The sequence below is a fragment of the Rhizobium sp. SYY.PMSO genome, assembly GCF_046840415.1.
Lineage (GTDB): Bacteria > Pseudomonadota > Alphaproteobacteria > Rhizobiales > Rhizobiaceae > Rhizobium.
In genome coordinates, this window is record NZ_CP177350.1 from 1,757,610 (window position 1) to 1,779,037 (window position 21,428).

The 21,428-nt window shown below is 61.1% G+C and carries 19 protein-coding genes; 9 read left to right on the forward strand and 10 right to left on the reverse strand.

Features of this window, described 5'->3' with window-relative positions; translation table 11 throughout:
* Window positions 1-106: 106 nt before the first annotated feature.
* Together ACJJVH_RS26330 and ACJJVH_RS26335 are read left to right on the forward strand one after the other, a co-directional pair.
* Window positions 107-913, forward strand: a complete 807-nt coding sequence (locus ACJJVH_RS26330; RefSeq protein WP_113357247.1) for an ABC transporter ATP-binding protein — start codon at window positions 107-109, stop codon at window positions 911-913.
* A 22-nt stretch (window positions 914-935) separates the two neighbouring features.
* Window positions 936-1,712 (forward strand): IclR family transcriptional regulator, encoded by a 777-nt coding sequence (locus ACJJVH_RS26335; protein WP_112798910.1) that lies wholly within the window; start codon window positions 936-938, stop codon window positions 1,710-1,712.
* 379 nt (window positions 1,713-2,091) lie between these two features.
* Here the strand turns inward: ACJJVH_RS26335 and ACJJVH_RS26340 are convergent, their stop codons facing one another.
* From ACJJVH_RS26340 to ACJJVH_RS26375, 8 genes are all read right to left on the reverse strand, one after another.
* Complete coding sequence (locus tag ACJJVH_RS26340; RefSeq protein ID WP_412065558.1) at window positions 2,092-3,801, reverse strand: GMC family oxidoreductase; 1,710 nt, start codon at window positions 3,799-3,801, stop codon at window positions 2,092-2,094.
* 246 nt (window positions 3,802-4,047) lie between these two features.
* Complete coding sequence (locus tag ACJJVH_RS26345) at window positions 4,048-5,574, reverse strand: aldehyde dehydrogenase family protein (RefSeq protein WP_412065559.1); 1,527 nt, start codon at window positions 5,572-5,574, stop codon at window positions 4,048-4,050.
* Window positions 5,571-6,380, reverse strand: a complete 810-nt coding sequence (locus ACJJVH_RS26350) for a creatininase family protein (protein WP_412065560.1) — start codon at window positions 6,378-6,380, stop codon at window positions 5,571-5,573. The genes ACJJVH_RS26345 and ACJJVH_RS26350 overlap by 4 nt, the downstream gene beginning before the upstream one ends.
* The gene (locus tag ACJJVH_RS26355; RefSeq protein WP_412065561.1) at window positions 6,377-7,351 is read right to left on the reverse strand and encodes an ABC transporter permease; all 975 of its coding nucleotides are present in this window, start codon (window positions 7,349-7,351) and stop codon (window positions 6,377-6,379) included. Before ACJJVH_RS26355 ends, ACJJVH_RS26350 begins: the two co-directional genes overlap by 4 nt.
* A 48-nt stretch (window positions 7,352-7,399) precedes the next feature.
* The gene (locus ACJJVH_RS26360; protein WP_412065562.1) at window positions 7,400-9,967 is read right to left on the reverse strand and encodes an ATP-binding cassette domain-containing protein; all 2,568 of its coding nucleotides are present in this window, start codon (window positions 9,965-9,967) and stop codon (window positions 7,400-7,402) included.
* A 108-nt stretch (window positions 9,968-10,075) separates the two neighbouring features.
* Window positions 10,076-11,095: a sugar ABC transporter substrate-binding protein gene (locus ACJJVH_RS26365; RefSeq protein WP_412065563.1), complete on the reverse strand. Its 1,020-nt coding sequence runs from the start codon at window positions 11,093-11,095 to the stop codon at window positions 10,076-10,078.
* Window positions 11,096-11,239: 144 nt separating this feature from the next.
* On the reverse strand, window positions 11,240-12,178 hold the full coding sequence (locus ACJJVH_RS26370; RefSeq protein ID WP_412065564.1) for a threonine/serine dehydratase: 939 nt from the start codon (window positions 12,176-12,178) through the stop codon (window positions 11,240-11,242).
* Window positions 12,175-13,266, reverse strand: a complete 1,092-nt coding sequence (locus ACJJVH_RS26375) for a succinylglutamate desuccinylase/aspartoacylase family protein (protein WP_412065565.1) — start codon at window positions 13,264-13,266, stop codon at window positions 12,175-12,177. The genes ACJJVH_RS26370 and ACJJVH_RS26375 overlap by 4 nt, the downstream gene beginning before the upstream one ends.
* 61 nt (window positions 13,267-13,327) lie before the next feature.
* Between ACJJVH_RS26375 and ACJJVH_RS26380 the strand changes: the two genes are divergently transcribed.
* Window positions 13,328-14,197: an IclR family transcriptional regulator gene (locus ACJJVH_RS26380; protein ID WP_412065566.1), complete on the forward strand. Its 870-nt coding sequence runs from the start codon at window positions 13,328-13,330 to the stop codon at window positions 14,195-14,197.
* A 161-nt stretch (window positions 14,198-14,358) separates the two neighbouring features.
* Here ACJJVH_RS26380 and ACJJVH_RS26385 read toward each other — a convergent pair whose 3' ends face one another.
* Window positions 14,359-14,721: a hypothetical protein gene (locus ACJJVH_RS26385; protein WP_162764512.1), complete on the reverse strand. Its 363-nt coding sequence runs from the start codon at window positions 14,719-14,721 to the stop codon at window positions 14,359-14,361.
* Window positions 14,722-14,910: 189 nt separating this feature from the next.
* Here ACJJVH_RS26385 and ACJJVH_RS26390 point away from each other — a divergent pair, with 189 nt between their 5' ends.
* The 4 genes from ACJJVH_RS26390 (at window position 14,911) to ACJJVH_RS26405 (ending at window position 19,316) form a co-directional block, all read left to right on the forward strand.
* Window positions 14,911-15,684 (forward strand): ABC transporter substrate-binding protein, encoded by a 774-nt coding sequence (locus ACJJVH_RS26390; protein WP_412065567.1) that lies wholly within the window; start codon window positions 14,911-14,913, stop codon window positions 15,682-15,684.
* 191 nt (window positions 15,685-15,875) lie between these two features.
* Window positions 15,876-17,009 (forward strand): amino acid ABC transporter permease, encoded by a 1,134-nt coding sequence (locus tag ACJJVH_RS26395; protein ID WP_412065568.1) that lies wholly within the window; start codon window positions 15,876-15,878, stop codon window positions 17,007-17,009.
* 22 nt (window positions 17,010-17,031) lie between these two features.
* Window positions 17,032-17,775 carry an amino acid ABC transporter ATP-binding protein gene (locus tag ACJJVH_RS26400; RefSeq protein WP_112798934.1) on the forward strand — a complete coding sequence of 248 codons (744 nt, stop codon included), beginning with the start codon at window positions 17,032-17,034 and terminating at the stop codon, window positions 17,773-17,775.
* Between the two features lie 239 nt (window positions 17,776-18,014).
* Window positions 18,015-19,316 (forward strand): amidase, encoded by a 1,302-nt coding sequence (locus ACJJVH_RS26405; protein WP_412066226.1) that lies wholly within the window; start codon window positions 18,015-18,017, stop codon window positions 19,314-19,316.
* An 84-nt stretch (window positions 19,317-19,400) separates the two neighbouring features.
* Here the strand turns inward: ACJJVH_RS26405 and ACJJVH_RS26410 are convergent, their stop codons facing one another.
* Window positions 19,401-19,556 carry a hypothetical protein gene (locus ACJJVH_RS26410; RefSeq protein ID WP_162749232.1) on the reverse strand — a complete coding sequence of 52 codons (156 nt, stop codon included), beginning with the start codon at window positions 19,554-19,556 and terminating at the stop codon, window positions 19,401-19,403.
* Between the two features lie 175 nt (window positions 19,557-19,731).
* On the opposite strand from ACJJVH_RS26410, the gene ACJJVH_RS26415 reads away from it, so the two are divergent.
* Both ACJJVH_RS26415 and ACJJVH_RS26420 read left to right on the forward strand, forming a co-directional pair.
* Window positions 19,732-20,448 carry a methyltransferase domain-containing protein gene (locus ACJJVH_RS26415; RefSeq protein ID WP_412065569.1) on the forward strand — a complete coding sequence of 239 codons (717 nt, stop codon included), beginning with the start codon at window positions 19,732-19,734 and terminating at the stop codon, window positions 20,446-20,448.
* Between the two features lie 156 nt (window positions 20,449-20,604).
* Window positions 20,605-21,321, forward strand: a complete 717-nt coding sequence (locus ACJJVH_RS26420) for a hypothetical protein (protein WP_412065570.1) — start codon at window positions 20,605-20,607, stop codon at window positions 21,319-21,321.
* Window positions 21,322-21,428: the final 107 nt, after the last annotated feature.

Below are 21,428 nucleotides of genomic sequence, written 5' to 3' on the forward strand. Positions count from 1 at the left end.
TTTTAAAGTCGGAACAATGTTCCATATGGACCAATGTTCCGTCAAGTGCTATTTACACCTCAAACGAGGCCTTCGGATCGAAGGCGACCGGACGGGAGGAGCCGCTTTGAATATTCATAATGCGAAGCCGCAGTACGAGCCTGGCGTGCGACTGGAGGGCGTCAGCAAGCATTTCGGCCACGCCGATACGCCTGTGATTGCTCTCGAAAAGCTCGACCTGACAATCGGGGACGGAGAATTCGTTGCGGTTGTCGGTCCATCGGGATGCGGCAAGTCAACGATGATGCGATTGATCTCGCGCCTTTCCCAGGCGAGTACCGGCGAAATCTCGGTGTTCGGCGATGTGTCGAAAGAACCGCCGAAAGGCATGAGCATCGTGTTCCAGAACCATGTTCTGCTCGCGTGGCGAACCATTGTCGACAACGTGCTTTTCCCAGCCGAGATGACGGGCAGAAATCCCGAGGAACTCCGCCCGCACGCCTTGGAATTGCTGGAATCCGTTGGGTTGAAGGACTTTGCAAACCGATACCCGCATGAACTGTCGGGCGGCATGAAGCAGCGGGCTTCCATCGCCAGAGCATTGCTCCTGCAGCCGCGGCTGCTGCTGATGGACGAGCCGTTCGGCGCACTCGACGCCCTGACGCGCGAGCAGATGCGCATCGATCTCGAGGCGCTGTGGCTGAAGAACCGGATGACGGTCGTCTTCATCACTCATTCCATCGACGAGGCGGTCCTCCTGGCCGACCGGGTGATCGTGATGACGCCGCGGCCGGGCCGCATCGAGAGAGTGCTGGAAATCGATATGCCGCGTCCACGCGGCCTTGCTGCGAGACGCGAGCCTGAATTCATCGAGAAATCAGAAGAAATCACCGAAATTTTCCTTTCTCGTGGCATTTTGCAGCGGCACGCATGAACTCTTTTGAACGGAGAGGCTGATGGATAAGATCTCAGGCGTTTCAGGCGGAAGCGTCGAGCGAACGATTGCCATGCTCGAACTTCTGGCGCTGGCGGAGGAGCCGCTCAAGCTTTCGGATATTGCGCACCGGCTTGCCATACCGAAGAGTGCATCGCATCGGATCCTCACCTCGCTGATGGAGAACGGCTGGGTGCGGCAGAGCAATGAAAGCGATTGCTATGCCCTGACCATCCGGATGGCTCTGATCGGGCAAAAGCAGCTGGACAGGCTTGAAGTGACCGACCTCAAGCAACCGATCCTGAACGATCTCGCGGAAAGAACCCGCGAACTGGTTCGCTTGACGGCCGTTCAGAACAACAGCCTCGTGTGGATCGGCTCCGCCCGCGGGCGTCGCTCCGGCCTCGTTTTCGAGCCGGACATGAGCGCCACCATCCTGCCTTATGCGACCGCCAACGGTAAGATCTGGCTTGCCAATATCGAACGTGAGCTCGCCCTTAGAATTGCCCTGGAGGCCGGATTGGGGCGGCCCGGCCAGGCTGCGGCGACCATTCGCACGATCGACGCCCTCAACAAGGAACTCGACCTGACCGCCGGCCAGGGCTACGGCCGCGCTCGCGGAGAGGCGGAAGACGGGGTCGGGGCGATCGCGGTGGTCGTGAAACAAGGCGCCAGGGTGCTCGGCACGATGAGCGTCGCCGCGCCTTTGACGAGGCTGACCGACGAGAAGGTCGCGGAGATCGTCCCTCTCCTGAAGCACGCGGCAAGCAACATGGCGATAGCCTGGGGAGCATCTTGACCGGCAATCATCGGGCAACCCGGGCGGAACCCGATGGTTTCCCATCCCATCGCACCGAATGTCACGGCAGTCATTGCGGATGCCGCGCGCTGCCTGCCGTCATCATTGGGCCTTGGAGCGATCAAGGGATAGGAACGCCCTGCTCCAGACAGGGAAACGCCGCGATCCAATGTGCCAGCGCTTGCCCGATAGCATCGGCGTGATCCTCTTGGACATAGTGCGCGCCAGCGCCGAGCCTGACGAATTCACGACACTACCGGAGATAGCGCCGACCGGCCGTCTCAGACACTCCGCCGACTGAAGCGCGGATGCAAGCGACCAGGCTCCGCCTGATCGAGCCTCCTGGATAGAGCGTCTTGGCGATCACATCCTGATCAGCCTATCGTTTCAGGCCATCTGCGATCTTCTCGGCCATCATGATCGTCGGCACATTCGTATTCGCGCACGGTATGGTCGGCATAAGCGACGCATCGCAGACGTAGAGGCCATCCAGCCCCCTCACCTTTCCCCTGTTGTCGGTAACCGCCATCCTGTCGCCGGTTGCCCCCATGCGGCATGTCCCGGAGGGATGCCAGACGCCGCCGACGGTGTCGGCAATATAGGCCTCAAGATCGGCACGGTTGCCGGCCAGCCGTTTCGGATCGTCGTAATTCGACAACATGAAGGGAAAGACCTTCTCGCGCAGGCTGCCGATCGCATCGAGCCCGACGGCGCCGACGGCGGTAACGACCGCCCCGAGCCTGGACGGCTTTGAAAAGCGCTTGCCGATCTCCGACATGCCGCCGGCATAGACTCCGGAAACGACGGAACCAAGGCTGGGATCAGAGGTCAGCCGCACCGCGCGTTCGAAAGCATCGGCAAGGCGGATAAGGTCGCGGCGATCGGAGAGCATGCGAAAATCGATGCGCGGCGGTCCGTCGGGTGCCGTCGGATCCAGAAGCAGCTGGCCGCGCGAGTAAGACTTGTTGACCCAGAAGAAGACCGAGCCGAGCTGGCGTCCCACGGAATGCCATGCGGCGCGTGTGACGAAATTCATGTGCATGTCACCCTCAGGGCACCCCTCAACACCGGAAGAGAAGCGGTAGCCGATCGGAATATGATAGTCGGGCACGCCCTTCTGCCGGGCCGAGGGCTTGAGATAGGGAACAAGACCGGCGGAGGGATGCTCCATCAGGTTCTGCCCGATGCCAGGCAGATCGTGGACGACATTGATGCCGCAGTCGACGAGATGGGTCGCAGGCCCGACACCCGACCGCATGAGAATCGCGGGCGTTGCCAGGGCGCCGGCTGACAGGACCACCCGAGCCGCCGAAAGTGCCTCGTGAGCGCTGCCGCGCACCGCAACCACACCCGTCGCCCGGCCTCCCTCGATGAGGATGCGCGAGACGGTCGTCTCCGTACGGATTTCGAGGTTCGGCCGCCGCCGGACATCCGGCGTCAGATAGGCCCAGGCGGTGCTGACGCGCCGGGCCTTTTCATCCATGTTGACCGCCATTTCGAAAATGCCCTCCTGCCAGGCACCGTTCTGATCCGGCAGGAAGGGAATTCCCCTCTTCTCGCAGATCGCCAGCATCGCCCGGGTGAACGGCGTCCAGAGCACCTCGCCGCGCCGGCGGATCGGGAACGGGCCGGTCTTTCCATGAAACTCGTCATCGATGTCGAGATCACGTTCGAGCTTCCTGAAATAGGGGAGGCATTCGGCCCAGGACCAGCCTTCCACGCCCATCTCGCCCCATTCATCGTAATCGTGGGGCCCGCCGCGATTGGCGCCGATACCGTTGATGGCCGAGCCGCCGCCAAGCACCTTGGCCTGCTCGTAGCGGGCCGCTTTTGCCTCGGGCCGGTTCGAGCCGGTATAGGGAAACGACGCCTTCAGTCCGGACCAGGTATATGTCGGATTGGAATAAGCGACGCCCGGATAGGGATTGGCGAGATCCGGAAATTGCTCCGGCGTCGGCGCATCGATACCGGCCTCCAGCAGGATCACCCGAACCGCAGGATCCTCGGTCAAGCGTGACGCCAGAACGCAGCCTGCGGAACCGCCGCCGACGATGATGTAATCCACACGATTGGAAGCCACTGCATTCATGACTGTAATTCCTGAAGAACCGGAGAAAACTGGGGATCAGAAGGCACCCGCCTCAGGGTGCCTTGCAAGCAATGCGATCGATGACTGCGCCGTCGTGCATCGGCGCCCGACGCGGGACGAGCAACCAGCCGACCGCTTCCACGCCTTCGCTGATGGCGTCTTGCCAGGCCCATGCCGAATGACGGCCATCGATGTTTCCTTCGTCCTGATACAAACCCCGACACCGATCTTCGGCGCGAGCCTAAGTTACCGGGTAATGTCGATCGTCATCGTCTTGAGATCGCACATCTCGACAAGCGTATGCCGGCCACCGGTGCGGCCGAGACCGCTGTCGGTGCCTGCGGCACCGCCGGCAGGAATATGCGGCTCCCAGTAGCAGCTCTTTTCGTTGACGTTGACGATGCCGCAGCGCAGGCTTTCAGTATAGAAGAACGCCCTCTTGATCGAGTTGGTAAAGACGGAAGCGTTAAGCCCGTAAGGGCTGGAAGCCGCAAGCTCGAGCGCCTCTTTATCCGTCTCGAAGGTCAGGACGGGCGCAACCGGACCGAAGGATTCCTCGCGGTTGAGAAGGCTGTCCCGCGTCAGGCCGGTCACGACGGTCGGTTCGAAGTAAAGATTGGTCGGCAGGCCAGCGGCGATGTTGCCGCCCTTGACGATGTTCGCCTTGCGCTCGGCGGCATCGGCCATATGGCTCAGCATCTTGTCGAGCGCCGTCGCATTGTTGACCGGCCCCATCGTCGTTGCCGGATCGAAGGGATCGCCCATGCGTACCTTCTCGGCGGCCTTGATCAGCCCTTCGACGAAGCGGTCATGCACCGACTTGTGCACCAGGACCCGTTCGGTCGCGGTGCAGATCTGGCCGGCATTGGCGAAGCAGCCGGCGCCGACGAGCTCGGCGGCTACGTCGACATCGGCATCCGCCAGCACGATCGTCGGACCATTACCGCCCATTTCAAGCAGAAGCGGCTTGCCTGCGCCGCGCCGCGCAATCGTTGCGCCGGTGGCCGAGCTGCCGGTAAAGCCAATGGCGTGAGTACCGGGATGGATAACCGCCTCGTCGCCGACTTCAGCGCCATCGCCGAGCACGAGGTTGATGTAGCCATCCGGCAGGCCGGCCTCGATCATGCATTCCATGAGCGCAACGGCGATCAGCGACGTGGTCGGCGCCGGCACCCAGACAACCGTGTTGCCGGTCGCAATTGCCGGGCCGAGATAATAGAGGCATGGGAGCCCAAGCGGAAAATTCCACGGCGTGATGATCGCAAGCACGCCTTTCGGCTGCAGGAAACTGAAGGCGCGCTTGTTGGCATCGGCGACGGGGAAAGCGGCCGTTTCCAGCCACTTCATCTGCTCCGCAGCGTTGCGGAAACCGAGCGAGGCAGCGCCGACCTCGGCCTTGGCCTCCGTGTGGAAGGGCTTGCCCTGTTCAAGGCAGAGGAGGCGCGCAAGGTCATCGGTGCGGCGGTCTATCGCATCGGCGATCCGCATGCACAGCGCGGCGCGCTGGAAGACACCCATTTTGCGCAGGCTCTCGCGCGCGGCATCGGCAGCCGCCACGGCACGGCCAACATCTGCACGCGTCGACAGCGCGAGATAGCCGAGTTCCTCGCCGGTCGACGGACTATCGATGCGGAGGTATTTCCCGGAGCTGCCCGCAACCCATTCGGAGCCGATGCGGTTCGTGCCTATGCGCAGCCCTTCCGTCGGCTGCGCGACGATGGGCATGCCGCGCAGGTGGGGACCATCGATCGAAGATCTGAATTGGACCGTCATGGGATACTCCTTTGACCGTATTCGGACTGAATTTTCAAAATGGTTTGGCGGCTGCGCCGTACGGCTTCCACGAAAAGCCGCTCGCCGGCTTCCGCCGATGCCTCGGACGGCGTACCGATGACGCCGTTTTCACGGATCGCCTCAAACGGCCGCCAGACGGTGACCGCCGGGCCGGCATAAAGATGCGGATCGGGCCAGGACGGCGGCGTCGTTCCTTCCGGGATCAGGTTTTGCCGGACGCTTGCCGGCAGCACATGCATCATCAAGGAGGTCTCAAGCGCGCAGGCGTGGCCGGTGCCGCCGGCATGATCGGGCAGCGCTTCAGCAGCCACGTCGGCGATGAGATCGAAATAGGAAAAGCCGGCGGAAACGACACCTTGCCGTCCCAGCGTGGTGATCGCCACCTGGATGGCCGCGCGATTGCCGCCGTGACCATTGATGATGACGGGCAGAAAACCGTCCTGCCAGAGGCAGGCGCAGAGATCGACGAGAACCGCGATGAAGGTCTGCGGACTGAGGCTCATCGTGCCGGGAAAGGCGCGGTGATGGGCTGACGATCCATAGGCGAAGGGCTCGCACACGCGAATGCCGTCCTCGCCCTCTGCCGCAGCGGCGGCAACCGCGGACGCGAGCCAGATATCGAGACCCATCGGCAGATGGGGACCATGCTGCTCGACGGCGCCCGTCGGCAGCAGCGCGACAGGTCTTTTCCTGCCGTCGCCGGCAAGCCTGCGCGCATCCTCGGTCGTCATCCACGCGAAGGCCGACGATCCCCGGACGACGAAATCGGTATCGCCGCCGCTCATCGCACCGGCTCCATGAGCTGAGCCTTGGCATAGGTCATCGATGTATCCGCCAGAAGCGCTGCCATGATGATCGCGCCCTTGTAGAAATCGAGGCTCGACGGGTCGGTTCCGAAAATTCGCAGAGCGGTCGTCAGAAGGCTGACGATCAAAGCGCCGACCACCGTCCCCCAGACCGTGCCCCGCCCGCCAAAGATGCTGGTGCCGCCGAGCACGGCCGCAGCGATCGCATCGAGCAGCAGGGAGGTGCCGCCGATGTTCGGCGTGACGACCGGCACACGGCTGATCATCACGACGGACGTCAGGAAAACGAAAACGCCGGATGTGGCATAGACCAGGATCGTGTGCCGCGTGACGGGTATGCCGGCAAGCTCGGCCGCGCTCGCATCCGAGCCGAGCGCGTAGGTGCGCAGGCCAAACCGGGTCATGCGCATCAGGATTGCCGCCGCAAGAACGATGATCAGCGTTGCGAAGATGATATTCGGCAAGCCGAAGGAGCGGGTGATGCCGACGAAGCGAAGGACCGGATCCTTCAGCATCAGCACGCCCTTCGAGGCGACCGCCAGGGTCGCGCCCTGCAGCACCACCATGGTCGCCAGCGTCGTGACGAAAGGTGGAATCTTCAGAAGCGCGATGATGACGCCGTTGACCAGCCCGACGATCAGCATGATCGCCAGCCCAATCGCCAATGCCGCCCAAAGACCCGTTCCCGCATCGATCAGGCTCGCGATCAGGACGGCGCAAAAAGCAACGCCAACACCCGCCGCCAGATCGATGCCGCCGGTCAGCAGCACGACGAGAGCGCCAAGGGCGAGAACGGCAATCGGCGTTGCCTGCGAAACGATATTGATCAGGCTCTGGCTCGCGATCACGCGCGGATCGATCGCTGAAAAGACGATCACCAGGATCACGAGAAGGATCAGCGGCGAAAGATCGAGAATTCGCCTGAGGAGGATATTGCGTGAGGAAATCATCTCAATCCTTCCTTTCCATGGTGAAGACGACCCGATTATGGGCATTACTCATCGTGCGTTTGCTCCAAGCGGGACATTCGCCGCCGCGGAAAGCGTGCGCGGCTGTGGCATCTTCGCGGTCCGGGACGTTTCGCCGAAGGCAAGTGCCATGACCTCTTCCTCCGTTACGCCGCGCGGCAGCTCGCCTACGGAACGGCCCTCGCGCATGACGACGATGCGATCGGCAACCCCAAGCACTTCCGGCAGCTCGCTCGACACCATCAGGATCGCCGCGCCCTTTTGCTTCAGTCCGGCAATCAGGTGATGAAGATCGGACTTCGCGCCGACATCGACACCCCGCGTCGGCTCGTCGAGCAGGATGATGCGCGGTTTGGTGGCAAGCCATTTGCCGATAACGACCTTCTGCTGGTTGCCGCCTGAGAGTTCCATCGTCATCTTGCCCGGCTGCGCCGGCCGAACGCCAAGCGAACCGATGAGCTCGCGCGCCAACGCACTAATCTTGCGCATCGACAGAATGCCGAAGCGGCTGTTGCCCCGTATCCAGGCGAGCGAGAGGTTGTCGCGGATCGGCATAGGCCCGACGAAACCTTCCAGATGCCGGTCTTCGGGCACATAAACGATGCCGGCCCTGTTCGCGGCCTTGATCCCGCCGCCGGCCTGCCGTTCCCCGAAGACCTCGATGCTGCCGTCATGCAGCGTCTCCAGGCCCGCGATCAGGCGAAGCACCTCGGATCGACCGCTGCCCATAAGCCCGGCAAGCGCGACGATCTCGCCGCATCGCACGGAGAGCGATGCGGATTTCAGCAGCCTGCCGTTTGAAATATCCTTCACCTCGATCGCAGTTTCGCCGATCTCGGCTTCCAGATGCGGGAAGATGTCATCCACCTCCCGGCCAACCATCATGGAGACGATTTCGGCCTCGCTCGTTTCCGCCGTCTTGCGCTCTCCGATGAACTTTCCATCGCGCAGGACGACGACGCGATCGCATTGGGTAAAGATCTCCTCCATCTTGTGCGAGATGTAGAGAATTCCGGCACCGCGGGCGCGCAGCTTGGCGATCAGCGTATAGAGCTGGTCGCGTTCACGGTTCGAGAGCGCGCTCGTCGGCTCGTCCATAACCATGAACCATGCATCGGACAACACGGCGCGGGCGATCTCGACCATTTGCTGGCGTCCGACCGACAGCGCGCGCAACTCGATGTCGACATCGATGTCGAGCGAAAGCTCGTCGAGGATGGCTTTCGCCTCGCGCCGCATCCGGCGACGGTCCAGCAGGCCGAATGCATTGCGCGGTTCACGCCCGACGAACATGTTCTCAGCCACCGTGAGATCGGGAGAAAGGCTGAAATGCTGGTGAATGACGCTGATGCCCTTCGCGTCGTTCGGGGAACTGAAGCTGACCGGCATGCCATCGATGACCAGCTGGCCTTCATCGGGCCGGTAGACGCCCGAAATGCACTTGACCAACGTGGATTTGCCCGCTCCGTTCTCACCGGCGAGCGCCACGACTTCACCGGCGGAAACCGTGAACGACACGCCGTCGAGCGCCTTGACGCCCGGAAAGATCTTGCCGATCCCGACCAGCGAGATCGAATGCGCCGGGCCATCTGCTCCTGCTGCGCCTGTCGTCGGAGCGGCCGATATCGTTCGAGGGCGGGCCGAACGCACCAGGCGCGAGATTGCTTCCGGCTGGCTGGACAGAACGGCAACGAGAATGAGCGCCCCGGTGACGTAATAGATGATGATCTGCGGAACCTGCAGAAAGGACAGCCCGGTATTGATGACGCCGAGCAGCAGCGCCCCGACGGCGGTGCCCCAGATCGAGCCCTGCCCTCCCGACAGCTTCGTGCCGCCGATGATCGCGGCGGTTATGGCGGTGAATTCGAGGCCCGTCCCAGCCAGCGGCTGGGCCGAGCCGAGGCGGCCGATCGTGAGGATCGCGCCCAGCCCTGCCGTGGCGCCGGAAATGAGATAGACGGAAATACGCACCAGGTTCACCGGCACCATGGAAACGCGGGCCGCCTCGGCATTGCCGCCGATCGCGTAGATCCAGCGTCCGTACACCGTGCGCCGCAGCACGAACCACCACAGACAAAGCACGATCGCCGCGATGACGACCGATACCGGGATTAAGCCGAAGGTCGCACGACCGGCATAGAGGATCGCCGGATCGGTGATCTCAAGACTGGACGCATGCGAGAGGCTGAGCGACAGCCCGCGCGCGAATGCCATGGTGGCGAGCGTCGCGATAAAGGGCGAGATACCGCCGAAGCCGATCAGCACGCCGTTGAGCAGGCCGATCGCCGCGCCGCTGACGATCGCGGCAAGCAATGTCGCGACCGCCGAGCCCGTTGCCGTGAACACGAGGCCAGCGACCACGCCTGCGAAGGCGAGAGCGCTGCCGACCGAAATATCGATGCCGCGGGCGATGATGACGGCCGTCATGGCAAAGGCCGCGAGTGCGATGACCGCGCTCTGCTGCGTGATGCTGACGAAATTGCCTGCCGTCAGAAAGCGGGGATCGATCCAGCCGAACACGGCGATGGCGATGGCCAGGACGACAATCAGCACCGGCTCGTTGCGGCGGAAGAAAGATGTGATCGGGGACTGGAACATCGACGCCCTCTCTCGAACAATTGGTATCTCACACGCAGCAACCGGGTTGCGGGGCGTGTTGCAAATGGGGCCGGCGGCGGCGTGCGCCGTCACCGGCCGGGGAGCCGGCTATTTGCCGACCGTCATTTGCGAAGCGGGAACCTTCGGGCCGAGCTGTTCGGTGTAGTTCTTGGCCTCGATAGCTTCCTTGTCCGTATTGATATGGTCGAAGGTCAGACCGGCCGCCTTCAGCTTCTCCGCCGTTGCATCGGAGCTGACGAAATAGGTCGGCATATAGAGGTCTTTCGGCAGTTTCTCGCCATTGGCGAGACGGGCAGCCACAGCGACATTCCAGTACCCGACGCGATAGGCGCCGGTAAGCACGTCGAGGACCATCTTGCCGCTGTCGATCAGGTCCTTCATCTCGGCATCGCCGTCATAGCCGCCGTAGATGAGATTGGAGCCCATGCTGCTCGCAACGGAATCGGCGGCCAGGCAAAGACTGTCCGAGATGCAGGCGATGCCCTTCAGATCAGGATAGGTGGTCAGCCAGGTCTGGGCCGCATTGGTTGCTTTTGCGGCATCCCAGCCGGTCGGCTCGACGCCAACGATCTTGATATCGGGAAACTCCTTCTTCATCGTATCGACGAAGCCCTTTTCGCGGGTGTCGGAGACGAAATTGCCGCGGGAGCCCACGAGCAGACCGATCTCGCCCTTGCCATCCAGGAACTTGCCGATGGCACGCGCGACCATCGCCATGTTGTCGTAGTCGGGATACAGCGTCGAATAGTTTTCGCCCGCCTCGACCTTGTTGCCCATGGTGATGACCGGGATGCCGGCCGCTTCGGCCTTCTTGATCGCCGGGATGACGGCGTTCTTGTCGATCGGGTCGATCAGGATGGCGCTGACGTGCTGGTTGACGAAATTCTCGATGATGCCGACCTGCTTTTCCAGGCTGCCTTCGGCGCTCTGCCAGGTGGATTTGACGCCGTAGTCCTTTGCGGCGACATCGCCGGCTTCCTTCATGCGGACGTAAAACGAGTTCTGCAGATCGATCGCGGCTACGCCGAGCACCTTTTCGGCCGCCAGAGACGGTGTGGCAAGCGCAAGTGCCATAAGGGCGATGGATGCCTTCAAAATAGTACGCATTTCGTTCTCCTCTGCCATCAGCAGTTTTGATTGGTGGCATTTTGGGCGTTTTCCGCCTCTTCTCACTCTTGACCGGCATTTCGCCGCGGCTGGCGGCAATACCGGTAATGGCCCGCTGCCCGAAAGCAACGGAACAGTCTTGAATCAGTTCGAAAGGCCGTCGGTGCCGGCGCCGCAGACGAGGCCGGCAACCCGCCCGCCCGCCCTCGGTTTGACGGCTCCCGCCATCAGTGCCGCCAGCGACGCCGCACCGCTCAAATCGGCGGCAATGCCAAATTCGAACCATAGAAGCTCGGCCGCGCGCTGCATGTCGTCATCGTCGATCAGGACGATGTCGTCGACGTGGCGCCGCGCAATCTCGTAGATGCTCTCGTCGGTGCGTCCGCATGCCATGGTCGCGACGCGCGTCGTAACCTTCGGCAGCCTGACGACCTGACCGGCGGCAAAGGAAGCGTGCAGCGTCGGCGAGCCGACCGGCTCGACGCCAATAATCCGCGCTTTCGGATTGACCGCCTTGATGACCTGGGACATGCCCGTGATCAGGCCGCCGCCGCCGATCGCCACGATATAGAGATCGGCATCGGGGATCTGCTCCAGCATCTCTATGGCGACAGTGCCCTGCCCCGCGACGATTGCCTCGTCGGCGAATGGATGCATGTAGAAGGCACCCCGCTCCTTTGCGAAGGAAAGAGCTGCCGCATGCGCCTCGTCCCAGACCGATCCGGCGTAGCGCACCTCCGCGCCCAGCTTCTTGAGCTTCTGCTCCTTGAGCGGGCTGGCATTGGTCGGCAGGAAGATCGTGGCCGGTACGCCGGACTGACGTGCCATGTAGGCGCTTGCAAGGCCGTGATTGCCGCCCGAGGCGGCGACCAGTCCGTTTGCCAGCTGCGCCGGTGCCAGCGATTTCACGCGATTGACCGCACCCCGGATCTTGAAGGAGCCGCTGACCTGCAGGCATTCGAGCTTGAGATGAAAATCCGCGGGCAGGTTAGCCCCCGTGCAGTGCTCGAGCCTGAGCACCGGTGTCCGGCGAATGAAAGGTTTTACACGCTCGGCGGCCGCCCTGATGTCTTCGACACTCATCGGATCAGCTCCTCGTTAGCGAGCGCTTCCTGATATTCGTTGGCGAGCACGAAGCAACAATTGCCGGGCCTCACCCGCCCGGGCTGACGCTTGGCAAAAACGATGCCGTCGATCGGGTGATAGAGTGTGACCGGCTCACGTTGCGGCGTGCGCAGAAAATGAATCCGGCCGGCTATGTCACCCTTCTTCACGAAATCGCCGAGCAGACTGATGGGTTCGAACACGCCGTCCTCATCGGAAATGATGTAACCCTCGCTGCCCGGAACCTTCAGAACCCGCGCATTGGCGTTGGCCGGCCGGTCGATTTCGCCCTTCAGGATTCCGGCATGCTTGAGCACGTTGCGGATGCCACGGCGGCAGATATCCAGCGCATCCGGGCTGACCAGGCCGCCGCCCGCCATTTCACTGCCGATGACGATCAGCCCCTGCAGATTTGCAGCGGCCGTCGACGTGCGGGTCTCGCCGAGATTGTCGACCATGACCACGGTCGGCGCACCGAAGGCCAGGGTCGCCTTGATGTTGAGACGATGGCCTTCGGCTGTCGGTGACGGCTCGATGATGGCGCTTGGGAGGATCATCAGCGACGAGCCGCCGGAATGCAGATCAAGGAAGTAATCGGCGATCGGGAACAGGCAATCATGCACATAGGCGGAAATCTGGCTGGTCAGCGTGCCATTGAAATTGCCCGGGAAGGTGCGATTGAAATTCAGCCCGTCGACGGGAGACGTCCGCGTGCCGGCTTCGACGGCACGCACGTTGATGGCAGGAATGGCAATGATGCGGCCGCTGATATCCTTCGGGTCGATCTCGCGGAGAAGCTCGCCGAGGGCAATCGGCCCCTCGTATTCGTCGCCGTGGTTTCCGGCTTCGATCAGGATCGTCGGACCGGGGCCATTCCTGACCACTGCAAGCGGCACCTGGACGGTTCCCCAGGCGTCATCGTGAGGCGACTGCGGAACATGAAAATATCCGATCTGCTTGCCGTCGCGATCGAAGTCGATGGCGGTGAAGACGCTGTTGCGCCGCGGAGAAATCGCATTGCGCTTGGTATCGTAATCGGTCGCGGCTGCTCGATTTTTCATTTCCATTCACTCGTTCCTCGTCTGTGCCATCACCATGACAGTTTCATATATGATGTCAAGTTCTCATATGAAACAAATGGCAATGTCGATTCAAGTTCATTATGTTTGTCGGCAAGGAAGGATTCGCCTCATGAGCAGCACCGAAAATGATAGTGGCAAGCCCGCATATGCAGCGCCCGCCCTGACGAAAGGGCTGGAGGTGATGGAGTTGCTCGCCGAGGCGCGCCATGCCCTGACAATGAAGGAGATTGCCGACGGGCTGGGCCGCTCCAAGAGCGAGATATTCCGGATGCTGGTCGCTCTTCAGGAACGCGGCTACATTGATCGCGATTCCGAGACGGACGCCTATTCCCTGACGGACCGGCTGTTCAAGCTTGGGCTTCACACGCCGAATGCCCAGGACCTGATGAGCGCTGCCATGCCCGAACTCACGAAGATTGCAAACGAAAGCCAGCAGTCCGCGCATCTGGTCGTCATCAACCATGGCTTGACCGTGGTCACTGCCGCAGTTCCGGGCGGAGAGGATATGTCCTTCACTCTTCGTCTGGGTTATGGGCGCATCGCATCGGATGCAACATCGGGCCAGGTTATCCTGGCTTTTCAACCGCCGGACGCCGCGAGCCGGATCATCGATGCCTGCGACACCCACAGCGGGGTGGCAAGCGATCGCGGAGCGATCGCCGCGCATCTCGCGTCGATCAGATCGAAGGGATACGAGCTGCGGCCAAGTCGTGACTTTGTCGGCATCACAGATATTTGCTGTCCGGTGCTCGGCGCCGACGGCAATGCAGTCGCCGCCGTCATTATCGCCTACGTGAACCGTCATACCCGTGAAAGCCGTCATCAGTACACGGCGGAAATATTGCGGGCCGCTTGCAGCCGGATATCCGCCAAACTGTCCAATCGCGTGCGATCGCCTGTCCTCGAGCAGCTTTGATCCCTGAAGCCTCGGTGCGGCCGCCGTCATCGATATTGCGACAACCGCAAAAGGCCGGCTGCGCTTTTCCACCTTGGCGCTCGAGCCTTGCGGATCGACCTTCATGCCAGGCCAACAAAGTGGCTGACCGAAATAGCCTATTCCACGAGGACCGGCGATCGCTAACCGTCTGCGGACGGGTCATCAGCGGTCCAGCCGCCGTCGGGAAAATTGTCGCGCGCCTGCTCAGGCGTGAGGAAGATCGGGAAGCGCGCCAGCGCGCCGATTTCGAGAAGCTGACCGCAATTTCTGCACGAAAAAAGCTCGGCCTGCCGTGGAATGGACAGCGCGAGCGACGTGTAGTTCGACATCAGCCCATGGAAGCCAAGACATTTTCCGCACGCCATCATCATCTCCTTTCCGCCGAATGATGCAGATTGGCTGGCATCGTCGGGGCTCCGGTCGGATCCGGCACCTCTTGGTGAACTGGCCCTGCCATTTCGTCGCTGCAAACGGTGCTTGTGTTTACAAAAGCTCTGAGTCACAAATGTCTTGTGAGGGTCGTGAGGCGCTATAGGATCGGCAAATCCGTTTCTGCATGGCGGCAGCGAGATAATCATAAATGACAAAATATAAAGGAGGAGAACCTGAATATGAAAACTCGCGTAGGAAAGCAATTTGTTGCAGGAAGCCTGATTTGTTGTGCAATGCTGCTTGGCACGGGAATTCCCGCCATGGCGGAAAAGATCGGTAATTGCGAAGTTACTGGCACCAAGGGTTCCGATCCGATCAAGCCGGCAGTCGCAGGCCAGCTGACCGTCCAGACCACGTTGCCGGCACCGGCCTGGTGGAACGGCGATTCACCGGATGCCATGAAGGATGGCTACGAATATTGCATGGCCATCAACATGGCCTATCGCGCCGGCCTCGACAAGGTGAAGGTCGTCAACGTGTCCTTCGACGCGCTCGTCGCCGCCCAGACCAAGGATTTCGATATCGCGCTGGCTGAAATCTCCATCACGGACAAGCGCAAGAAAGTGGTTGATTTCTCGACGCCCTATTTCGACTCCGATATCGGCGTGGCGGTCAAGAAGGGTACGAAGTACTCCGCCGATACGGTGAAGGACATGCGCTTCGGCGTGATGCAAGGCACGACCGGCGCGAATTTCGTCGATCAGAAGCTGAAGCCGAAGGAAGTCAAGGTTTTCTCCGATACCGGCGTGCTGTCCACAGCGCTGATGTCCAACCAGATCGATGCCGCCTTGCATGACACCTCGATTATGCTCGGGGTCGCCACCAACTCGCACGGTATGATCGAAGTGCCCTATCAGTATTCGACGGGCGAGTCCTATGGCGCGCTCTATCCGAAGGGATCGCCCAACGAGACCGCCTTCAACAAGATGATCGAGGACATGAAGAAGGACGGCACCCTTGCCGCCCTCTCCAAGAAATATCTGGCCGATGCCTGGGGTGCGGATCCGGCCCAGATTCCTTATCTCAAGCCCTGATCACGCTGTCGCACCGGATCGCCGTCCCCGGCGATCCGGTGCAACCGTTCCCGCAATCGCCTGCTTTAGCCGGGATTTTCCCGGCAGCGGACAGATTCTGGAGCGGCATCTTCGCCCAGATTTGTTCTGACGCATTTTCCATCGATAAACCGAGTGCATTCCGGAAAATGCCTTGAAGGCAGAGGCATGCGATGACCGAAAATACCTCTCGACCGGGGACCAAGCCCCTGCTTGGCCTTTATGAAGGCGAGCGCAGCTGGAGTGCCAGCGCACCGCCGAAAGACACGACCAACTGGGCCGTGACCGCCCTGATCGTCAGCGTTGTCGTTCTGCTTGCAGGCTGGAAAACCCTGCGCGACATCTATGGAGCCCTGACCGAACTCGGTGCGGGCGGCGCCATCTCGGCAGGCTTGCTGGTTCTGTGCGGGATTGCGATATTGTTGCTGCTACGACCGGCGACGAAATCGTGGCTTGCGTCCGTCGCGGCCAAAAATGCCCTTGCCGGCAATGACCTGATTGCCGCCCGGATCGCCGCCGCAACATCACGCGAGTCGGCCTTTTCGACCTTCGGCTACGGGGCGGTCATCACGCTCCTGCTCCTCGGCACGCAATTCCTGATGGCCAACGACCTTGCCGTCAGCCGCACCTTCGTGCAACTGCCGCTGATTTTCAGCTCGTTCGGCCTGGTGCTGAAAGCCTTCTGGATCAACATCTACATTTTCGTGCTCGCAGAGGTTCTGGTGCTGATCTGGGGGCTGATTGTCGCGATCGCCCGGCTGATGCCGGGGGAAGCCGGGCGGCCGGTCCGCCTGATCGCAACCATCTACACCGATATGTTCCGCGGCATGCCGGCGATCATCAATATCTATCTTATCGGCTTCGGCATCCCGCTGACAGGCTTGCCCTATCTGAAGGATCTGGCGCCGGAATCCTACGCCATCATTGCGCTTACGCTCACCTATGGCGCCTATGTTGCCGAGGTCTACCGGGCCGGCATCGACAGTATTCACCGCAGCCAGGTCGCGGCGGCTCGATCTCTCGGCCTGTCCTATATGCAGACCCTGCGTTATGTCGTGCTGCCGCAGGCGGTGCGGCGCATCATACCGCCGCTGCTCAACGATTTCATCGGCCTGCAGAAGGATACGGCGCTCGTCAATGTTATCGGCTCTATCGATGCATTCAATCAGGCACGCATCGTCGGCGCCAACAATTTCAACCTGTCGCCGGTAACGACGGTGGCCTTGCTCTTCATCCTGATCACTATCCCGCAAGCCCGCTTCGTGGACAGGCTGCTCGAGCGTGAGCAGCGCCGCACGCAGTCATAGCTGATCCGGAAAGGTACGACCGATGGCGATGATCGAAATTCGCAACCTAACGAAATCCTATGGCCTCGTGAAAATTCTCGACGGGCTGAACCTCGACGTGGACGAGCATCAAGTCGTATGCCTGATCGGTCCTTCGGGCTGCGGCAAGTCCACTTTGCTGCGCTGCCTCAACGGGCTGGAGCAGATCCAGGATGGCGAGATCCGCATTCACGGCGACCGCATGTCCGGCCCCGGTGTCGACGTCAATGCGCTCCGGCGCGATGTCGGCATCGTATTCCAGAGCTATAATCTGTTCCCGCATATGAGCGTGGTCGAGAACGTCATGCTTGCGCCGACCAAGGTCCTGGGCCAGAAACGCGAGAATGCCGAAGCCCGCGCACTGTCGCTGCTGAAGCGCATCGGCCTCGAACATCGGGCAACGGCCTATCCCGATCAGCTTTCCGGCGGCCAGCAACAGCGCGTCGCCATCGTGCGGGCGCTGGCGATGGGGCCATCGGTGCTGCTTCTGGACGAAATTACCTCGGCGCTCGATCCCGAGTTGGTGTCCGAGGTCCTGAACATCGTGCGCGATCTCGCGGCCGAGGGCATGACCATGCTGCTCGCCACGCATGAGATGGGTTTCGCACGCGAAGTGGCAAGCAAGGTCTGCTTCCTTTATGGCGGCAAGGTTCATGAGGAAGGCCCTCCTTCGCAGATTTTCGAAGACCCGAAAGAGGATCGCACACGCAGCTTCCTGCAGAGCATCATCGAGGCAGGACGATTGTAGAGAGCTCGGTAAACCGTAAGACCGGTTCCGGGAGGAGCGATGACGATCCATCGTCCCCGCAGATTCCTTATTCTCCGAGGACAATGGCGTTGCGAGAATCGAAGGAAGATCGGTATGGGGACTGAATATCCTGTCCAGACCGCACACGCCGCCCGGCCGGAAAGCCGACCGCCGCGCTTGAACAGGAGCGCATCTCTCTGTGGGAGCAGCCGAATTCCATGATCGATGACCAGAAGGCAATGACAACCTCGCGCGACCGGTTGGAACGAACCTTGGCGGTGTTGGAGGATCGGAAAGACAGGGAGCATACGTTTCTGAAGGTCTATCGCAAGGAGGCATGCGCCGCCGCCGACGCCTCGGATCGCCGCCGTCGCTCAAATGCGCTGCTGGGGCCTCTCGACGGCACGATCATCTCAATCAAGGATATCTTCGACGTGGCCGGCGAACCCACGCTTGCCGGGTCGGTTATCCGACGCAGCACTCCCCCTGCCCGGGAGGACGCCCCGGTGGTCCAGCGCCTGCGAAAAGCCGGCGCCGTTATCCTCGGGAAAACAAATCTGGACGAATTCTGTTTCACCACGACCGGAATCAACCCGCACTACGGAACTCCGGGCAACGCATGCAATCCCGAATTGATCCCGGGGGGATCATCGGCTGGGGCCGCCGTGTCGGTGGCCGAGCGCACCTGCGATATAGCGATAGGTTCGGATACGGGCGGCTCTGTCCGCATCCCCGCGGCATTGAACGGTGTTGTCGGCTTCAAGCCCACGGCCCGACGCATACCCCTCGACGGCGCCTTTCCCCTCTCGCCGTCACTCGATTCGATCGGTCCGATCGCACGCTCAGTGGCTGCCTGTGCATTAGCCGACGCAATCATGGCGGGAGAAGCTGCAAACGAGATGTCAGAGCTTCCTTTGGAGGGCGTGCAGCTGGGCATACCAAAGGGATACCTGCTGAGCGATGTTCACGGCGAGATCGCAGCGAGCATGGACAATGCTCTGGACCTGTTGCGGAAGAATGGCGCGCTGGTTTCGGAGTGCGATATCGACGACCTTTTGGAACGGATGCGTGCAGCGACACGCGAAGCGTCCATTGCCTCTGTCGAGGCTGCCGAAATTCACGCGGATTGGCTCCGCGCCGGTATCGAGCCCGTTAATCCGCGCGTCTCCGAACCATTGAGACGCCGGCTGAAATTTCCGGCTTGGGCTTATTTGCGGATGATGCGCACGCGCAGCGAATTGATGGCGGAGATGGATGATCGCCTGAAATGCATCGATGCGCTCGTGCTGCCAACAACTCCCATTTTTGCTCCCCGCATCGACCATATCGATGCCGACACGGAGTTTGCGGAGCAGACGGAGTCTCTTCTTTTGAGAAACACGCAGATTGCAAATCAATTCGATTTAACGGCCATTTCGCTTCCCTTGCCCCGACTTTCTCTGCCGGCGGGACTGACATTGATGGCGCGCAGCGGATGGGACCGGCGGCTTCTGGGATGGGCAACCGGTGTCGAAAAACTGTTGGCCAGCGTGGGTTCCTGACGAGGATCATCTGCTCTTGGAGCTTTTCTTCGAATCGCGAAACCGCTCCATCCTTGGGAAGAGCCTATTGCGCAGCGCCTATCTTCACCCCATTCCTCCAAAACAGACATATTTCATCGACAGGAAATCATACTTTGAGCCTTCGCGACCGAACTCGGTGGCGGTGGCCATGTCGATCACTTCCCGAGTCCTGTTGAACCGGAAGATCGGTGCAAAGCTCTCTTCGCTGGCCACCGTCATGTCCGACCTGGCACCCACCAGGGAGCGTAGGCTCGAAGAACAGCCCGCCGCGTGAATGCGCACCGCCGCCAACCTCAATCTTGGCGATCGAAGGCAGGTCGAGGGCTTGCTTTCGTTGCGTGCTCCCGTTCCAATCGTGCCGATGAGTCCACCCCTTAAACGAGGACGAGCTTGCATGGCATGCACGGACGCAAAGACCCTACATCTCGAGGAGTTTGCCGAGATCCTGCTGAGATGCAATCATCTCTACCATCCAAGCAACGACTCCATTGCTTTGCGCAACGCCGTCGAAAGCAGGCGCCAGATCGAGATTTTCGACTATAGCCTAGCCGCCGATGCATTTACCCGCGCTTTTGGAATGCGGAATTCCCTGAAATGCCTGCAGGCGCTCGCCAACCTCGAAGCCGCGGCTCACAAATATAGGCGGGTATGCGATCTGGGCTGCGGCTCGGGCGCCTTCAGCCTCGCTTTTGCCTATCTCGCCGGCAATCCCGAGCTGGAACTTCACGGGCTGGACATATCGGAACATCAGCTTTCGCTCGCCAGGGAACTCATGTCAGCCGCTGCACTGCCGGGTCGTTTCCAGTTCGAGCAGCGGACGCTGCCGGCGCGGATCGGTTATCTGCCCGATCTGACGATCTCCTCCTACTGGTTTTGCGAGAATGAGCACGTCATAGCCGATCCCGTGCTTTTCGATCTGACGGTGGGACGGGAACTGCTGATCGTCGATTATGAGAAGATCATCGACCGCATCGCCGCTTGCCTTCCGAACGGGTTCCATGTTCTGGCGCGATACAGCGCCAATGTCGAAATCCCCGCCGCCCTGACCGATTTCGTCGCACAGGAAAGGGCAAGCGTTTACAGCATCCATATCAGCCGAAGCGCGGATTAGAAAACCGGGCAAGATCGCTGCTCTCGTTGAGAGCGGCCATAAAGGCACTTTGGGTCTTGCCAACAGCAGCAGGGCTGCCATCTATGCCATCGGCGAACTTGTCAGGCGGCGAGTTCCGATCTTTAGAATTTCGTTTGCGCAGAGGATTTCGTCGGCATGCTCTCCTGGTCCTCATCATTCGCCCGCATCATTGCTATCGGCGGTTCCGCCACCCTTGCGCTTGGCACACAGACTGTCATGGCGCAGGAGATGTCCACTTCGGCGCAATGGCCCGATACACCGACCTCTCGGCTGGAAGCGCTTGCCATCCTTCAGACCCTGAATGCCGATCTTCTCAGCAATGCCAGCGCCACGCTGACGCTCGACCGCTGGTGCGCTGCCCACAAGCTTGCACCGGATGGCTCCAAGATCGTCGCTCAGCGTGTGCGCGGGCAGGACAAGCCGGCCGACGGCGCGATCCGCAAGCTGCTCGCCGTCGGTCCCGACGAACCAATCGCCTACCGCCGCGTTCGCCTCGCCTGCGGTGACCGGGTCCTGTCGGAAGCGGATAACTGGTACGTCCCGTCAAAGCTGACGGCAGAGATGAACAAGGCGCTCGATACGAGCGATATCGCCTTCGGCCGCGCCGTTCAGGCCCTTAATTTCAGCCGCACGAATCTCTCGGCCAGACTGCTTTGGTCCCCTCTTCCGCAAGGATGGGAATCCGGAGCGGACCTGCCACCATCGGAAGCGGGGTCGCTCGCTCTACCGCCCTTTCTTCTCGAACATCATGCCGTCCTGAAACTGCCCGATGGCACGCCGTTCAGTGCGCTGATCGAAAGCTATACCAGCCGTGTCCTGGATTTCCCGGCTCCGCATCTACCCTCGCAATAGGTAGCGTCCTGCACCCTGGAAAATTGCCTGAAATAAAAAGTGCCACAGATCGCGCAATGGGCGCGGCAGGAGCTTTTCTCGACTTTGCTGCACAGGAAAAAGCCAGT

Excerpts from the sequence above, each read along its gene's own strand:
- ACJJVH_RS26335 (WP_112798910.1), top strand. The coding sequence starts at position 936 with ATGGATAAGATCTCAGGCGTTTCAGGCGGAAGCGTCGAGCGAACGATT.
- ACJJVH_RS26340 (WP_412065558.1), bottom strand. The coding sequence starts at position 3,801 with ATGAATGCAGTGGCTTCCAATCGTGTGGATTACATCATCGTCGGCGGC.
- ACJJVH_RS26345 (WP_412065559.1), bottom strand. The coding sequence starts at position 5,574 with ATGACGGTCCAATTCAGATCTTCGATCGATGGTCCCCACCTGCGCGGC.
- ACJJVH_RS26350 (WP_412065560.1), bottom strand. The coding sequence starts at position 6,380 with ATGAGCGGCGGCGATACCGATTTCGTCGTCCGGGGATCGTCGGCCTTC.
- ACJJVH_RS26355 (WP_412065561.1), bottom strand. The coding sequence starts at position 7,351 with ATGATTTCCTCACGCAATATCCTCCTCAGGCGAATTCTCGATCTTTCG.
- ACJJVH_RS26360 (WP_412065562.1), bottom strand. The coding sequence starts at position 9,967 with ATGTTCCAGTCCCCGATCACATCTTTCTTCCGCCGCAACGAGCCGGTG.
- ACJJVH_RS26365 (WP_412065563.1), bottom strand. The coding sequence starts at position 11,095 with ATGCGTACTATTTTGAAGGCATCCATCGCCCTTATGGCACTTGCGCTT.
- ACJJVH_RS26370 (WP_412065564.1), bottom strand. The coding sequence starts at position 12,178 with ATGAGTGTCGAAGACATCAGGGCGGCCGCCGAGCGTGTAAAACCTTTC.
- ACJJVH_RS26375 (WP_412065565.1), bottom strand. The coding sequence starts at position 13,266 with ATGGAAATGAAAAATCGAGCAGCCGCGACCGATTACGATACCAAGCGC.
- ACJJVH_RS26380 (WP_412065566.1), top strand. The coding sequence starts at position 13,328 with ATGAAACAAATGGCAATGTCGATTCAAGTTCATTATGTTTGTCGGCAA.
- ACJJVH_RS26390 (WP_412065567.1), top strand. The coding sequence starts at position 14,911 with ATGGCGGAAAAGATCGGTAATTGCGAAGTTACTGGCACCAAGGGTTCC.
- ACJJVH_RS26395 (WP_412065568.1), top strand. The coding sequence starts at position 15,876 with ATGACCGAAAATACCTCTCGACCGGGGACCAAGCCCCTGCTTGGCCTT.
- ACJJVH_RS26400 (WP_112798934.1), top strand. The coding sequence starts at position 17,032 with ATGGCGATGATCGAAATTCGCAACCTAACGAAATCCTATGGCCTCGTG.
- ACJJVH_RS26405 (WP_412066226.1), top strand. The coding sequence starts at position 18,015 with ATGACAACCTCGCGCGACCGGTTGGAACGAACCTTGGCGGTGTTGGAG.
- ACJJVH_RS26410 (WP_162749232.1), bottom strand. The coding sequence starts at position 19,556 with ATGACGGTGGCCAGCGAAGAGAGCTTTGCACCGATCTTCCGGTTCAAC.
- ACJJVH_RS26415 (WP_412065569.1), top strand. The coding sequence starts at position 19,732 with ATGGCATGCACGGACGCAAAGACCCTACATCTCGAGGAGTTTGCCGAG.
- ACJJVH_RS26420 (WP_412065570.1), top strand. The coding sequence starts at position 20,605 with ATGCTCTCCTGGTCCTCATCATTCGCCCGCATCATTGCTATCGGCGGT.